This window comes from Streptomyces sp. NPDC107517, assembly GCF_055582645.1.
The window spans coordinates 35697-49679 of record NZ_JBVJPM010000023.1; the positions used below are offsets into that span (position 1 = coordinate 35697).

General features: G+C 68.0%; 13 protein-coding genes. 7 read left to right on the forward strand and 6 right to left on the reverse strand.

The features are described 5' to 3' along the window. Window positions 1-127 precede the first annotated feature (127 nt). Together ACZ67T_RS35855 and ACZ67T_RS35860 are read right to left on the reverse strand one after the other, a co-directional pair. Window positions 128-1111 carry a phage baseplate protein gene (locus tag ACZ67T_RS35855; RefSeq protein WP_469989821.1) on the reverse strand — a complete coding sequence of 328 codons (984 nt, stop codon included), beginning with the start codon at window positions 1109-1111 and terminating at the stop codon, window positions 128-130. 921 nt (window positions 1112-2032) lie between these two features. Further along, complete coding sequence (locus tag ACZ67T_RS35860) at window positions 2033-2500, reverse strand: Lrp/AsnC family transcriptional regulator (protein WP_469989823.1); 468 nt, start codon at window positions 2498-2500, stop codon at window positions 2033-2035. Window positions 2501-2609: 109 nt separating this feature from the next. Here ACZ67T_RS35860 and ACZ67T_RS35865 point away from each other — a divergent pair, with 109 nt between their 5' ends. Continuing rightward, window positions 2610-3935 (forward strand): APC family permease, encoded by a 1326-nt coding sequence (locus ACZ67T_RS35865; RefSeq protein ID WP_469989825.1) that lies wholly within the window; start codon window positions 2610-2612, stop codon window positions 3933-3935. A 120-nt stretch (window positions 3936-4055) separates the two neighbouring features. Here ACZ67T_RS35865 and ACZ67T_RS35870 read toward each other — a convergent pair whose 3' ends face one another. From ACZ67T_RS35870 to ACZ67T_RS35880, 3 genes are all read right to left on the reverse strand, one after another. Continuing rightward, window positions 4056-4757, reverse strand: a complete 702-nt coding sequence (locus ACZ67T_RS35870; protein ID WP_469989827.1) for a class I SAM-dependent methyltransferase — start codon at window positions 4755-4757, stop codon at window positions 4056-4058. A gap of 271 nt (window positions 4758-5028) precedes the next feature. Next, window positions 5029-5769 carry a Type 1 glutamine amidotransferase-like domain-containing protein gene (locus ACZ67T_RS35875; protein WP_469989829.1) on the reverse strand — a complete coding sequence of 247 codons (741 nt, stop codon included), beginning with the start codon at window positions 5767-5769 and terminating at the stop codon, window positions 5029-5031. A gap of 721 nt (window positions 5770-6490) precedes the next feature. Next, window positions 6491-7108, reverse strand: coding sequence for a hypothetical protein (locus ACZ67T_RS35880; RefSeq protein ID WP_469989831.1), 618 nt, complete (start codon window positions 7106-7108; stop codon window positions 6491-6493). Between the two features lie 590 nt (window positions 7109-7698). On the opposite strand from ACZ67T_RS35880, the gene ACZ67T_RS35885 reads away from it, so the two are divergent. After that, complete coding sequence (locus tag ACZ67T_RS35885; protein WP_469989833.1) at window positions 7699-8328, forward strand: DUF4352 domain-containing protein; 630 nt, start codon at window positions 7699-7701, stop codon at window positions 8326-8328. A 414-nt stretch (window positions 8329-8742) separates the two neighbouring features. On the opposite strand, the gene ACZ67T_RS35890 is transcribed toward ACZ67T_RS35885, so the two are convergent. Next, the gene (locus ACZ67T_RS35890) at window positions 8743-9321 is read right to left on the reverse strand and encodes a helix-turn-helix domain-containing protein (RefSeq protein ID WP_469989835.1); all 579 of its coding nucleotides are present in this window, start codon (window positions 9319-9321) and stop codon (window positions 8743-8745) included. 112 nt (window positions 9322-9433) lie between these two features. On the opposite strand from ACZ67T_RS35890, the gene ACZ67T_RS35895 reads away from it, so the two are divergent. From ACZ67T_RS35895 to ACZ67T_RS35915, 5 genes are all read left to right on the forward strand, one after another. Beyond that, window positions 9434-10270 (forward strand): EamA family transporter, encoded by an 837-nt coding sequence (locus tag ACZ67T_RS35895; protein WP_469989837.1) that lies wholly within the window; start codon window positions 9434-9436, stop codon window positions 10268-10270. 25 nt (window positions 10271-10295) lie between these two features. Continuing rightward, complete coding sequence (locus ACZ67T_RS35900; RefSeq protein ID WP_469989839.1) at window positions 10296-10943, forward strand: FMN-binding negative transcriptional regulator; 648 nt, start codon at window positions 10296-10298, stop codon at window positions 10941-10943. Window positions 10944-11284: 341 nt separating this feature from the next. Next, window positions 11285-11446 (forward strand): hypothetical protein, encoded by a 162-nt coding sequence (locus ACZ67T_RS35905; RefSeq protein ID WP_469989840.1) that lies wholly within the window; start codon window positions 11285-11287, stop codon window positions 11444-11446. A gap of 394 nt (window positions 11447-11840) precedes the next feature. After that, window positions 11841-12068, forward strand: coding sequence for a DUF6480 family protein (locus ACZ67T_RS35910; protein WP_469989842.1), 228 nt, complete (start codon window positions 11841-11843; stop codon window positions 12066-12068). Between the two features lie 680 nt (window positions 12069-12748). Continuing rightward, complete coding sequence (locus ACZ67T_RS35915) at window positions 12749-13153, forward strand: cofilin family protein (protein WP_469989844.1); 405 nt, start codon at window positions 12749-12751, stop codon at window positions 13151-13153. Window positions 13154-13983 lie beyond the last annotated feature (830 nt).

Genomic DNA, 13983 nt, shown 5'->3' on the forward strand with positions numbered 1-13983 from the left:
CGTTCGAAAGTGATCGCCTGCTCCGTCACCTGCGGGCGCAGCGCCTGCCGGTCGCCCGGAGGACCGGAGGTTGGTGCCCGGCGCCCGGTGGCTGACAGCCGGGCGCCGGACGCCGGTCGGGCATAGTTCAGATCAGATCGTTCTTGTAGAAGATGCTGGAGCGGCGGTCGCCCTCTTCGCCAGTGGCGAAGCCGATGAAGAGGCGGGCCTCGCCGGCGTCGGTGCGGTAGATCGCCAGGCCCTCGGGCTCGCGCCACTTGAGGGTGGAGCCGGCCTTGGTGAGGACGGGGCCCTGCTCCACGGTGCCCGTGTTGATGTCGATGCTGGTGACGTAGGTGTTGCCGTCGCCAACGGGGGTGCCGTCGCCGGGATACGGGTCACCCGTCAGGAAGTACATGTACGAGCCGTAGAGGGTGTAGCCCTGAGCGGTGCCGGAGATCGTCGGCTGCTGGAAGTCGACCAACGGCGACCCGAAGCTTCCCGTCTGGAAGGCGGAGAGGGGATACACGGCGACGCGCTTGCCGGCGCTGGTGTTGTAGCGCACGATCATGCGCTGGTAGACGGGGTCGGCGGAGCAGGTGTACTCAGTGGCCCCGGAGATCGGCCGGTAGGCGGCCGAAGCAGCCGGCGAGGCCAGGGTGGTGTCGGCGGTGTAGCGGATGGGGGTGAGCGCGGTGCCGTACCCGTTGTCGTTCGCGGCGCACTCGATCCACAGATCGGTGCCGGAACCGCTCGGCACCGCGGCGAAGGCGACGCCGTGGCCGAAGCCGTTGAGGTGCATGTATGAGATGTAGTTCCCGTCGAAGTCCATCTTGTTGATGCACAGGTCACCGGCGGACTCGGCGCTTCCATCCCGCTTGGTCGCCACGAACAGGAACTTGTTCACCCAGTCGAAGGCGAAACTCTGCTGGACCCGCGGACCGTGCAAGTCCTTGGACCGGAACAGGTCGTACGACGGCTGCGTGAGATCGAATCGCTTGGTGGTGGCCACCGCCGCGGAGGCGGTCTGCGCACCGACGCCGAGACCGAGCGCGGCCAGCGAGGCGCCGGCGCCGGCGCCGGTGCGTATGAGGCCGCGGCGCGAGAGAGGAAAGCCAGGAGTGCGGCTCATGGGGGCTCCAGAGGCAGGGGTGGAAGACAGGGGCATGTGATGCTATCCGCCGCAGGGAGGTGACGTGCCGGGTCCCGGTGGGCAGTTGAGTGTCCGATGACCCTGTGGACCAGCGCGAAGTGGAGTGGTCCGTGGCCACCCCGGACACGGTTGGCGGTGAACCGCCACCACTCGCCGCGGAGACGAACCCGCTCAACCACGAAGCCGACGCACTCTGCCGAGTGTGCGCGTGAGCGGCGCCTTCAACAACGGCACGAGCCGAAGCCTCGCACAAGCCGCCTTACAGGGATCCGTCCCACGTATGCGTGGCATCCCTCTCCTCGCCCTCGTCGGGGCGGCTTCCCGGCCTGACGTCTCAGCGACACAGCCGGCGTTCGCCGCAAAACATGGTCGCCGCGTCATCCTGGAGGGTGAGGGAGTTGGGGGAGCGCTCAGAGCCCTGGCGTGGGTCACGCCGATCAGTGTGTCCTGGCGGCCGAGCTGATTCCAGGCGAGCGGCACCGGTGGAGCGGTTGAACTGGGAACGCGGCTGCGGGCCTGTGCAGAGGGCGAGCACCCCACCGTCAGCACAGAGGAGGCCGCGGCAATCCTCTCCCCGCAAGAACGCGCCGCTCATTGTTCGTTCATGTGGCCCGATGGCCGGGTGGCGGCCGTGCCGCATGACAGCGGCGAGGACGACACCGACACAGGCGCCCAGCGTCGACAGCAGTCAGGCGCCCGTGAATCCGCCCGCCCCGTAGCGAGCTGGCCGAACTGCGCGGAGACGAACTGAGCTGTGTGTGCTGTCCAGGACCGCCGGTCGGCCCCCAGGTACTAGGCGAAGGCCCGGAAGGCATCCGCGGTGCTCCACATCACGGCCAGCGCCCGTCGTTCACCAGACATTGGAATGGCCCATGAGACACGGTCCTGGCCTCGGGCCGCCTACTTGGTGGAGTCGTGCAGAGAGCTGACGACCTGTGTGCTGACGTGCTGATAGATCACGTTGCTGCGGAAGTTGACGACTTCTCGGCGCTGGCTGAAGCGGTCCATCAGGAATGCGTGCAGCTGGTCGACGTCCGGTACGGCCACGTGGACGAGGAAGTCGTCGCTGCCCGCGATGACGAACACGGACAGGACTTCGGGCAGGTCGCTCACGTACGCCTTGAATCCCTCGATGACGTCCCTGCTGAGCGGGCGCACCTGGATCGACAGCAGCGCCTGGACGGGGCGGTTGAGTGCGCGCAGGTCGACCGCCGCATGGAAACCCGTGATCACTCCACGCTGTCGCAGCGCGCGCGTGCGCTCCAGACAGGTTGACGCGGCGATCCCCAACGAGCGGGCCAGCTCCCGGTTGGTGATCCGCGCATCGCGCTGCAGATGTTCCAGGATCAGCGAATCAAGTTCGTCCATGACCACCATTCTCGTCCCTCAGCCGAATTGCCTTCGGCCGAGCCCCTGAACGCCTGTCCATCGCTCTACGTTCACCCACGTCAGACGAACCAACGAGTGGAGGCGTGTGATGGAGAGGCAGTCCGGCCTGGGGGTCGGGACCGGCACGGCCCTGTGTATCGGTGCGGTGCTCGGGCCGGGGGCACTGACGTTGACGTCCACGGCCGCGGCGGCCGCCGGACCGGGGTCGATTCTGGCGTGGCTCGGCCTCGTCATAGTGAGCCTGCCGATCGCCTGGGTGTTCGCGGCTCTGAGCGCCCAGCAGCCGGACGGTGGGGGGGTGGCAGCCTTCACTCGCAGAGCCTTCGGGCCGCGCCTCGCCGCGCCGGTGGGCTGGTGGTTCTACTGGGCCGTTCCCCTGGGCGTACCGGCCGCGGCACTCATCGGCGGGCAGTACGCGGCCGCCGCCGCGGGGTGGGGGCATTCCACAGCATCGGTGGTCGCCCTGCTGGTCCTGGCCACGGCCTACGGCAGCAACCTCGTCGGCCTGCGCCTGTCGGGCCGAATGCAAATGCTCCTGGTCGGACTCCTGGCAACCCTGCTGGCGATCACCATCACCGTCTCCGGCACTCATGTCCGGACAGCCCACTTCACCCCCTTCCTGCCCCACGGCTGGACCTCCGTCGGGATCGCGGCCGGCATCCTGTTCTTCGCCTTCGCGGGCTGGGAAGCCATCAGCCACCTCGCGGCGGAGTTCTCCACCCCGCGCCGAGATCTTCCCCGGGCGACCCTGCTCGCCTGGAGCATCGTCAGCGTCCTCTACCTGGGACTCGCCCTCGTCACCATCGGCGCGCTCGGCCCGCGGGCCGGAACCACCACCACACCTCTCACGCTCCTCCTGGATCAGAACTTCGCCGCCACCGCCCGCGCCGCAGCTGCAACCGCCGCACTCCTGCTCACCTTCGGTGCGGTCAACGCCTACCTCGCAGGAGCCGCCCGGCTCGGCGAGGCCCTGGGACAGCAAGGCGCCATGCCGCGAGGCATCACCACTCGAACCGCAGCAGCCACCGTCCCCCGGCGCAGCCTCACGGTCGTCACGCTCGCCTCGGCGGCAATCACCACGGCGGCGGCCCTCGGGCTCATCGGCCTGGCTGGTCTACTGCGCGCCACCTCTGCCTGCCTGGCGGCCGTCACCCTTGCCGGACTCGCCTCAGCGACCATCCTCTTGCGCGGCCGCACCCGCCTGCGGATCAGTGCCGCCGTCAGCTGCGGTGTGGTCGGTACGGTGCTCATCTTCTGCGGCCCGTTCCTGTTGGTGCCCGCGGTCCTGGCTGTCGCCGCCACCGGCTTCCGCATCGTCAACACCGCAGCCCGCACCGCACATCACACACGAACTGACAGCACCGCACCACGTCATGAAACCGCAGAAAGCCGCGAAGAAGGCATCACCGCGTGACGACCACCATGTCTGCCCTCTATCGCCTGCAGCGACAGACAGCCTCGGTCTCGCAAACACGCACCACGCTGGACCAGTCCCCTATATCCCGCATGGCCGCGGTGCTGCCGCCGGTTTAGGTTAAAACGCCCGGAAGTCATCGAAAGGGGGTTCAAACGAGGGGTCAGGCAAGCGGTACGCCTTGCACCGGGCCTCTTGTCCGCGCTGAGGTCCGACGCCGGCCGCCTCGCCGGGGAAGGCATCTGAGATCACCGTCCATCCCAGATTCCGCTCGTAGTACTGGACAGCCATGTGCACGGACGGCCACCAGTCATCGTCGACAACAATCAAGCCACCGGGGCGGACGATCTTGCGCAAGAAGTAGAGATCGACGAAAACTTCATGGAACCGGTGACTGCCGTCCACGAAAGCCGCGTCGGCGATGAAGCCTTCGGTCAGCAGCTGCGGGAGCGCGATCGACGAAGGAAGGAGCATGAGCGTGGCGATCGAGTCCAGCCCCGCGGAGCACAGTAGGTCCCAGCCGACGTTGGAGTACTCGCGTTCTTGAAACGGGTCGATGATGACGTGCTGGGGAAGCGGACGGTTGACGGTTACCAGCGCCTCTCCGATGGCGAGCGCTGAGCTGGCGTAGGCAAGACCGACCTCCACAACCTTCTCGACTCCCTCGGAGACCATCAGATCGCGTAGTTGATCGCAGTGCTGCTCGGGCACCGTGACGGTCTCGAAGTCTCCCTCGTGGTCTCGCGTCCGCGGCGGCCCCTCCTGCAACAGACGGCGGCGCACCTCACGGACCCGAGTCGCGCCTTCATCCGTATTCGCCATGACCGACCATTCCTCCTCGGCAAGACAGCACAACACGTCACTCTCACCCTAGGAGCGACGAGAAACCTGTGGGCAAGTTCGTCTCGGGGAACTGCGGCGGCGGCCAGGAGCCATGGCCGACGCGGAGATGCGAAGCTCACCCCACAACGACGGACGGATTTGGACGCGTTGGGCATGCACTGGTGAATACGTAGAGGAGGCTTCGGGCGGCCCGGCGAGGCAGGCTGCTGATGCGAAGGTGGTCCCCATCCGCGGCGCTCACATCGCTGGTTCACACAGGCGGAGTGGACTGATGTGCTGGGACGAGCAGACGACATGGCTGGGCCTGTTCCTTGACTCCGCTGTCTCCGTCTGGCTCCAGCCGATACAGCCGGGCCTGAGGCGTGCGGGTCACCGAGTCAGTCAGCCGACCGTCGGTGAAGAGAGCACCGACACCGTCCTCCACTGCCCAACCGGCCGGAAGTGCGTGGTTGGCCACGGCCGCCTGATAGGACGACCGACGCCCCAGCTCACTGTCGTAGTGGGGGCAGACCGAGCCGGACAGCAGTCCCAACCCATCACAGAGGTGGGTCAGAGGCCCGAAAGAGTCAGTATGCGAGCCCTCGGCCCAGCAGTTGGCGCCGGCGCTGATACCGCACACCAGGGTCCCGCGGTCAAAGGCATCGCTCAGTAGTCGGTCCACGCCGTGCGCACGCCAGACCGCCAGGAGGTTCGCGGTGTTGCCCCCACCCACATAGATCACGTCCTGAGAGAGTAGGAACGTTCGCAGGCCGTCGTCATCGAGGTCCCGCCGAAACAGCTGCAAGACACTGGGCTCGCAGGAACGTGAGTGGAACGCCGCAAGGAATCGCTCGACGTAGGCGGGAGCGTCGCCACTGGCTGTCGGCACGAAGCACACCTTGGGCCGGGGAACACGCACCTGATCGAGCACCCAGTCATCCAGCAGACCGTCGTCCTCGGTGGAGAAGCCGCCCCCCAGGAGAACCACACGCCGTTCCGGAACGACAGCCACGAGGGTGCCTCCTCAGTTCACGATGCAGACGCGGACGATGTCCCGAACAGTGCCAAACCATCGGCTGCGTCCGCAATCAAATAGACCGTCCGTCGACGCGAAGTCCTGTCCACCCAGAGCAGGACGGGGAACGACCGCGGACCGAGAACGACGGCAAGACGGCGAGCCCGCAGTCCGCTCCCGAGACCGGAAATGGCCCCCATGTGTCGGGGTACGGGCTGATCTGCAGAGCGAACTAGGGGCTCAAATCCAGAGGTGGGTACGACGCTTTCGGCCGGGTGGTCCAGTTGCTCTGCCCGATACCGGTGAGACCGACGCCGTCTCCACCCGCAGCTTGCGGGCTGCGACACCAACTGCGTGGTGCGGGTGAGCCCGTGCTCCATCGCAAGGTTGACGATGTCCATCCACGCTTGCAACTCGGCCCGGTTGTCGTGGTACTCGGTGACCAGCTTCTGTCGCTTTCGCGTGAACGCGGTACCGGCGCGGCGCCGTGTTCGCCACAGAGAATCCCTTCCGTTCACACCAGCGCATCGTGCCCTCGACGTAGGCGTCCTCCATGCCGAGGAACTACTTGATGACGGCCGCCACGTACGGAATGTCGCGGGGGCAGGACGCGCTCGATCGTGCACTCGGTCGACGCGTAGCAGTCTGGCTCACACAGCGTGGGCACCATGGCGTCGTCGGCCGGATCGGCATGGGTTTCCGGGCCGGGCGGGGTGCGTCAGTCGACCGGGTCGGCCGGATCCGGCGACGGATCGGGCGAGGGCGGGGGCGGGGGTGCGGACGGCTGCGCTGTTGGGGCCGGGATGGCTTGCTGCTGAACCGTCGGTGCCCTCACGGCTGGCGCCGGGATCGTCGGCGCCTGCTGCTCGGCCAGGATCAGGGCGCTGGATGGGACAGCGACGCGCAGTTCGCGCAGGCCCAGGAGGGCGGTGTGCAGATGCTCGGGGCCCTCATAGGCGTCGTAGGCCAGGATGAGCCGGGCGCGCGTCTCGAGATTCTGCCAGGCGTAGCGTCTGCGGAGGTTCGTCATGTGGCGGGCGTCCGCCCGCAGGAAGGTCGACCCGGCCGAGAACCCGGCGGCCAGGAGCGCAAGGATGGCCGCAGGCACCCGCGCCCCGGCGGAGGCCAGACCCGCCGCGCCCGACATACCGGCGAGGACCGCCGCAGGAAAACCCAGGCTGAGATAGGTCGCGTGCCACAGCTTGGCGCGGCGCTGCGCACGCCGTGCACCGATCTGGGCTTCGGTGATGAGCTTCTCGACTTCGGCACGCAGCGCGAGCAGCCCTGCGTCGTTGACGGCACCCTGCGCGGCTCCGGCGGAGATTCGGTCGGGCACTAATTCCCCTTACTAGCAAGGGAGTTGAGGATCTCAGTCCAGAGTTTAGGGGTTGCGCCCGGGTGGGCGACAGGGAACGTACTCGCGTCATCCGTAGGGGATCAGCCGCCGCCGAAGGCCTTGTGACGTCCGGTCGAGAAGTGCGGGCGGGGCAGCGAACCAAGGCAGCTGGTCAGCCGGCTACGAGGGTGGGCACAGCATCCGCACGTCCGTAGAGAGCACCTGGGCAAGGACTCCACGGAACAGGACGATGTCCTCAGCCGGCGCCTCAAAGCGGCCTCGATCTCGCTGTCGGTCAATCGCAGGTCTTCCAGCGCTTCGGGTGCGAGTGAGATTCGTCGTTCCGCAGGGGCGCCCAACTCCGGACAACACATCGACGGCCAACCGCAAGCTGGCGGGCTCGGCGACGGGCTCGGCGACGAGGATCGCGGTTGGCGTCGACATGATCCTCGTGGCCGCATACGGCTGAGCGTCGAGCGCTTCTTGATGCCGTTTGGTTACCGAACAAGGGCAGCACGCTCACCGACTGCCACAAGAATGTCGTCGTCGTCACACCAACCAGGTTCACCGGCACCAACGGGGAGAAAGCCATGCACCGTTCCATCGCGTCCGCCGCCGCAACCGTCGTGCTCGCCGCCGCCCTCGTGGCATGCGGGGGTTCGGACGGAGACAACGCCAAGGCCGAGCCCACGAAGGGCGCCGGCTCCAGCGGCACCGCGAAACCTGGCGGCGAGCAGACGTCGCAGGTGACGCCCACCAGCACACAGCAGGCCGGCGCCAAGCTCGGTGACACTCTCTCGCTGAAGGGCATGCCCGGCCTCAGCAGCGGGGGCACCGTCACGGCCGACGTCACGTTGGACCAGTACGAGGACCGCGCCAAGCCTGCGCTCGACGCCTTCCAGGCTGCCCCAGGGCACCGCTTGGTCGCAGCGAAGTTCACGATCCTCAGCACCGGCGACGCCGCCTACGGCGACACCGGGAACATGGGGGCGAAGCTCGTCGACTCGACCGGGACGGTGTATGCCGCCAAACCCGGCAGCCCCACCGTCGGCGATTCCTTCGGCCTCACCCTGAACGTTCCGCCGGGCGAGAAGGTCACCGGCTGGGTGATCTTCGACGTGCGGGAGAGCGCGAAGATCACGGCCGTGCAGTACGAGATGGACGCGGCCGGCCTCGGTCTCAACCTCGACGAACGCGCGGGCAAGTGGACCCTCGGGTAGGGGCCTTGACGGCGACGTGACCTGGATGTGAGCAGCGGCAGCGGCCTTGCGCCGTGGGAGCGTTGCCCGTTAGGCCTTCCGGCCGTATCGCGGCCGCGGTGTCCACGAAGCGACCGCCGCCGGGCCGCCGGGTTGCGGGATCGGACCTACGCCCGCTCGGTCATGGAGGGACTCCCCACGAAACTACTCACTCTCCGAACAATCTCATCGACCACCTCACGGTGATCCCGGCCTCGGCCATCGCGCCGGGGCGTCCGGTCCGCAACAACGGCTCGATCCGCGCCCACTGCCACTGCTCGTTACTGAGCTTTTCGATGGGTTGTCGGGTGGGTTGGTCTGGTTGGTGTGAGGCTGAGCGCGGCGCCCTGGAGGAGCAGGGCTGGTTGGCGGCGCGGTTGTCCTCGCTCTCAGTTCTCAGGCAGCGGGCCCGGGTGGTAGGTGGACGGTCATGATCAGGTGGCAGGTGGTGTCGCCGGCTCCGAGGTAGGTGTGCGGGACGTCGCCGTCGAAGGTGGCGGTCTGCCCCGCCTCGACCGGATGCTCAGCGCCGTCGACGACGAGGATCATGCGCCCCTCAGTGACACTGACGGTCTCAGCGACACCGGCCTGGTGGGGATGGCTCCGGTACTCCTCGCCCGGTTCCAGACGCCAGCGCCACACCTCGACCGGGGCGGGACCCGAGGTGGTCAGCATCAGCCTGGCCTCGCTGCCTTGCTCACCGGCCCACAGGGGTATCACGGCATCGGCCGACACCACGCGGACCCGACCCTCTGCAGGCCCGTGCAGCAGCGCTGAGACCGACAAGCCGAGGGCGTCGGCCAGTCTGACCAGCGTCGCGAAGTTCGGGTTGCCCTGAGCCTTCTCCAGCCCGACCAGTGCGCCCTTGCTGACCTTGGCCCGGCGGCCGAGTTCGTCCAGGGACAGGCCCGCGCGGGTGCGGGCCTGCCTGACGTTGTGCGCGAGCGTGCGCAGGGCTGTGTCTGCCTCGGCCACCTGGTCGCCTTCCCTTGATGACGGATCCGTGGAATGCGCCACCCGGTCGCTTGGCTGCGGTCATTCCGTTGTATGGTTCGGTCGTTCTACTGTGATCGTAAGGGATCGTCTCGTGATACCTCTGCTGCTGGCTCTGGGCAGCTCTCTCGCCTACGGCTGCGCCGACTTCCTCGGCGGTCTCGGCGCCCGCAAGGCACACGTGCTGCGCACCGTGCTGGTGGCGGCTCCCGCCAGCCTCGCTTTCGAGCTGCTCATATGGCCCGTGCTCGGCGCCTCGTTCAGTCCTGCGGCGCTCGGATGGGGCGCAGCGTCCGGCGCGGCCTCGGCCGCCGCGTTCGCCCTGCTCTACCGGACCCTGGCGATCGGGCCGATGAACGTGCTCTCTCCGGTCACGGCACTCGTGTCCGCCGCGCTGCCCGTCGCCCTGGGTCTGCTGCAGGGTGAGCACCTGGGTCTGGCCGGTCTGATCGGTCTGCCGCTCGCACTGGTCGCGGTGGTGCTGGTGAGCGCCGGGCACGGTGCGGGATCGTCGCGCCCCTCGCGCACGGCACTGCTGCTGGCCCTCGGTGCGGGCGCCGCCATCGCGCTCCAGCTCGTCTTCCTGCACCAGACACCGTCCGGCAGCGGGGTGGCACCGCTGATCGTGGGCAGAGCCGTCTCGTCGGCGGTCACCCTGGCGGCGGCCGGCCTTCTGCGCCGCAGGATCGGCCCCGAGAGGCCCGCCTACGCCGTATCCGCCGCCGCGGGCGTGCTGGACTCGCTCGCGAACCTTCTCTTCCTGCTCGCCGCGCGCAGCGGAGATCTCACCGTCGTCGCCGTGGTCACCGCCCTGTACCCGGCCGGCACCGTGCTGCTCGCGCGCGGCGTGCTCGCCGAGCGCATCCACAAGGGGCAGTTGGTGGGTCTGGGCGCCGCCGCGGTCGCGGTCAGCCTGCTCGCTCTCACCTGAACCCCCTTCCCGTAAGGAGACTCGCATGTTCATCCAGCCCTGGGACGCGGCACTGGACGAGGCCGAGTGGCAGACCTGGATCGCCGATGGGCACGACTTCGGGCTGCTCAGCGTCAACGGTCTGCTCGGCCACGCGCCCACGACCGTGCCGACACACTTCGTCGCGGACGGCAGCCGGCTGCTGATCCACCTGGCCCGGCCGAACCCGGTGTGGGCCTCGCTCGAGTACGACCCGAACGTCACCTTCACCGTGATCGGCGACTACGCCTTCGTCCCGGGCCCCTGGCGCGCGAGCCCCGGCGCCGAGCCCACCCACGGCGTCCCCACCAGCTATTACGCAGCCGTCCAGTTCACCTGCCAGGCCCACATCGTCGACGAGCCCGAAGCCAAGGCCGCACTGCTGCACCGGCAGATGGCCCACTTCCAGCCCGACGGGGACCACGCCCCCGTTCTGCCCGACCAGCCGCCGTACGGGCGCATGCTGCCCGGAATTCGCGGCCTGGTGCTGGACGTGAGCGAAGTCAGGGCCAAGTTCAAATACGACGATCACAAGCCCGTCGAGCACCGCACCGGTGTCGCCGACCGCCTCACCGCCCGCGGCCAGGCCCTCGACGATCTCACCGCACGCCAGCAGCGACGCCGCCTGGACCGCATCGGCCCCTGGAACCCCTGACCGCCCCTCCCACACCTTCCGTGCACCGAACGGAGCCCAGCTCATGACGACCTTCCGCTACCTCAGCCCGCAGGAGCCCAGCGCCGCGATCTGAACCGCCCCGCCGGGCTCTCTGCTCGCCGGCCTGAGCGCCTTTGCCCTCACCGCCGTCCCCGGCAACGGACGCGTCGACACGAAGGCGTGGGCCCCGCCGGCGGTGTCCACGAGACCGAGTTCTGACTCAACTCGCGTGACGCAGCCGCTCTGAGTAACGAGGTAGCGTCCGGGCGGCATCTGAAGTCGCCCGAGACTCAGCCGTGCCCCATGCAGTTGGGCCGAGGTTCGGGGCCGTTGAAGAGGTCGTGTTCCGGCTGAAGGAGCTGTTGTTCCCATCGATCGCGGACGTCGAAGTGCTGTCGGTAGACGTGAAGATCGCCATGATTCGTGCCGACGCCTATGGCACCGCGGACGGTGCCGCGTGCCCGGGGACTGAGCGGCAGCTGGAGACCGTGCTCGGCCGCTGATCAGGTACACCAGCGCCCGGTGTCGCCTCAGCTGACTCGTGGCACTCTTGCCGGTCCTCCCGGCCTCCTGGTGTCGAGGCCGGCCGAAGCGGTTTGTTACTCCGTGGAGGGATCGGGAACTCGCACTGTGCATCCCGTGTCGTGGCGGAGGTGAGGGCAGCGACACGACAACCCGGTGAAGTGCCGGCAGCCGTTATAGCCCCGCTCGCCGATTGAGGGTCTGGAGCAGCGCATCGGCTCTCTGGATGCTGGCGAGCACGTCGATCGCAGGGCGATGGTGCAGACCTTGGAGGCCCGGGCTCGGTGTCCCATTGTCGGCTGCCTCACGCCACGAGGGACACCCAGGCTGACGGGCTCTGGCCTGTTGGGGAGGACAGCCGAGAGGAGCAATCACATGACAAGCCCTGGTGCCGTTCCTGGCCGGACCCTCGGACTGAAATCAAGCGGCGGGATACTCCCCGGTGAAACCCCTCCCGCTGAGGGGGATACCACCTCTGGCATCTCCTATCCGGAGGCTGAGCTGCGCAAGGGGTGGGGACCGTTGCCTCTCGCGCTGATCATGCTGGTGGTGGCGCTGATCGCAGTCGGGCTGATCGCGATGGCGGTGGCCTTGTGGGTTTAGAGGCCCAGGCAGCAGATACGTGCTGGTTGATGCTTTGAGCGCCCCGGAGGCAGGGACGGCACGAGCCCGGTTGATCACTGAGTCCCCTACGCTCGGTGATCACTGGAGGACTCGTGCCGTCCCTGCTGTCCTGCCTGCGCGAACCGCTCTGGGACCAGTTCCCGGCGCTGCTGCGGGAGCGCGTCGAACGCCGATCCGCTCGGCTGCCACAACACGCACATCAGACCCGGTCCACGGCGTCGCGGTCGCCCGCTCCGCCTTCCCAGGCACGGGCCCCGCCGTGCGGCTGCCGTCGGCGGTACGCCGCCCGAACCTATGGCGGATTGCTGGTGACCAGGTCGAACGAGCCGGGTGCGAGGCCTGTGCGTCGGCGTGCTGGGCCCGGCACTTCGAGGTCGCGGGCGCGTCACTCGCCGTCTGACGACGAGTGACGCGCGTGCGGATGGCGCATGCGCACCCAGATGTCGCGCGCCTGGCGTCCGGCGGCGGTGCGGCTGCGGGCCACATCAGAGACACAGGCCCCGCCACCCACCTACTCTTGAGCGATCACCCACTGCTATCTACGCAGCTCAAAGCCCCCGCCGAACGACGGTGCGGCCGAACGGCCCTTCTCCACAACCTCCCGGCCGAGGGTTCGTTGAGCTCTCCGAACGTCCAGCCCGTGATCGGAAGGTGTCGTCATGACCAGTGCTATCTCAGTGGAAGACCGCTGCATCGACGCCTTCAACGAGCTCAGAACCAACCGGCACATCACCACGGTCCTGTGCCGGCTCAACGACAGCCTGGACACCCTCATCCTCGACTTCGAGGGGAACCTGACCCACGACGAGCTCCTCCAAGTCCTGCCGTCCGATCCACGCCTCGTGGCCTATGAACTCTGTTTCGCTGACCGGGACGGCAGCCGTCGAGAGGCCATTGTCCTGATCTCCTGGTCGCCCCAAGATGTCAGCCCCGAGCAGGGAGCAGCGCACGCCGCGGTGTACGTCGCCCTCAGAGATCAGCTGGACGGCATCGACCTCTCCGTCGAAGCCGTGAGTCGGTCCGACCTGGAGTACAACCGGCTCGTCAGCGCCGTCCGGCCGTAGCACGACTCTCACGAGCTTCCCTGGCCGGGGCAGCCTGCTCGGCGCACACCTTCGCCGCCATCACCGTCTCGCCCGGGGTGAACGCCCACTACGGCCACCGGCGCGAACGCCTGCGTCAGCCCCCGTCCGGCTGCGCACTGCCGTTCGGCCGCGCCGAACGCACCCAGCGCAGATTCTGGCCCCGCACGGAGTGCTGCTGTGCAACAACCAGCTCGGCGAGCACGGACCGCTCTGCCCTTCTGCCCCAGGAAGTCGCCGACGCCCTGTCAGGACACTGGCAGTCAGGCAGTTGGGGCAGCTGGGCCGTCCTGCGACGTAGTTGGCACCTTCGCAGAGGGCTCTGTCTGTGCAAACGGTCAATCACCCGCTGCACAGTCGAAGAGTCGGAGCCGTCGGCACTCTGCTCGCTGACTGACTGGCTAACTGGCTAACTGGCTGACCTGCGACGAAACTGTGCACGGTTGTCGTGTCGCCGAGCTCGGATGGCCGAAGGCAGATGGCTATCGCTGATCAGCCAGCCACACCGGGCACCAGCGCGCCTCGCTGCGCGAGAAGAAGGCTGCCCGGTGCCCGACTGGACGTGAGTGGAGGGCGTCAGGCCGCCCGGGCAGGCGCTTGGCCGTCCCCGTCCCGGCTTGCGACGACTGTTGTGCAGCCACACCCTGACCATGACGCCCTTGTGTTCGCACTGCTCCGGCCCAGTCAATTGATTCCGAAGGCGTTGTTCGAAACTGCCCCTTGGGGAACACATAGCTGCGCGACTCGACGACGGCAGGCGGTGACACACAGGTGGACGACGGTTCGCGTCGTTCGCAGCGGCAGCAGCCGGC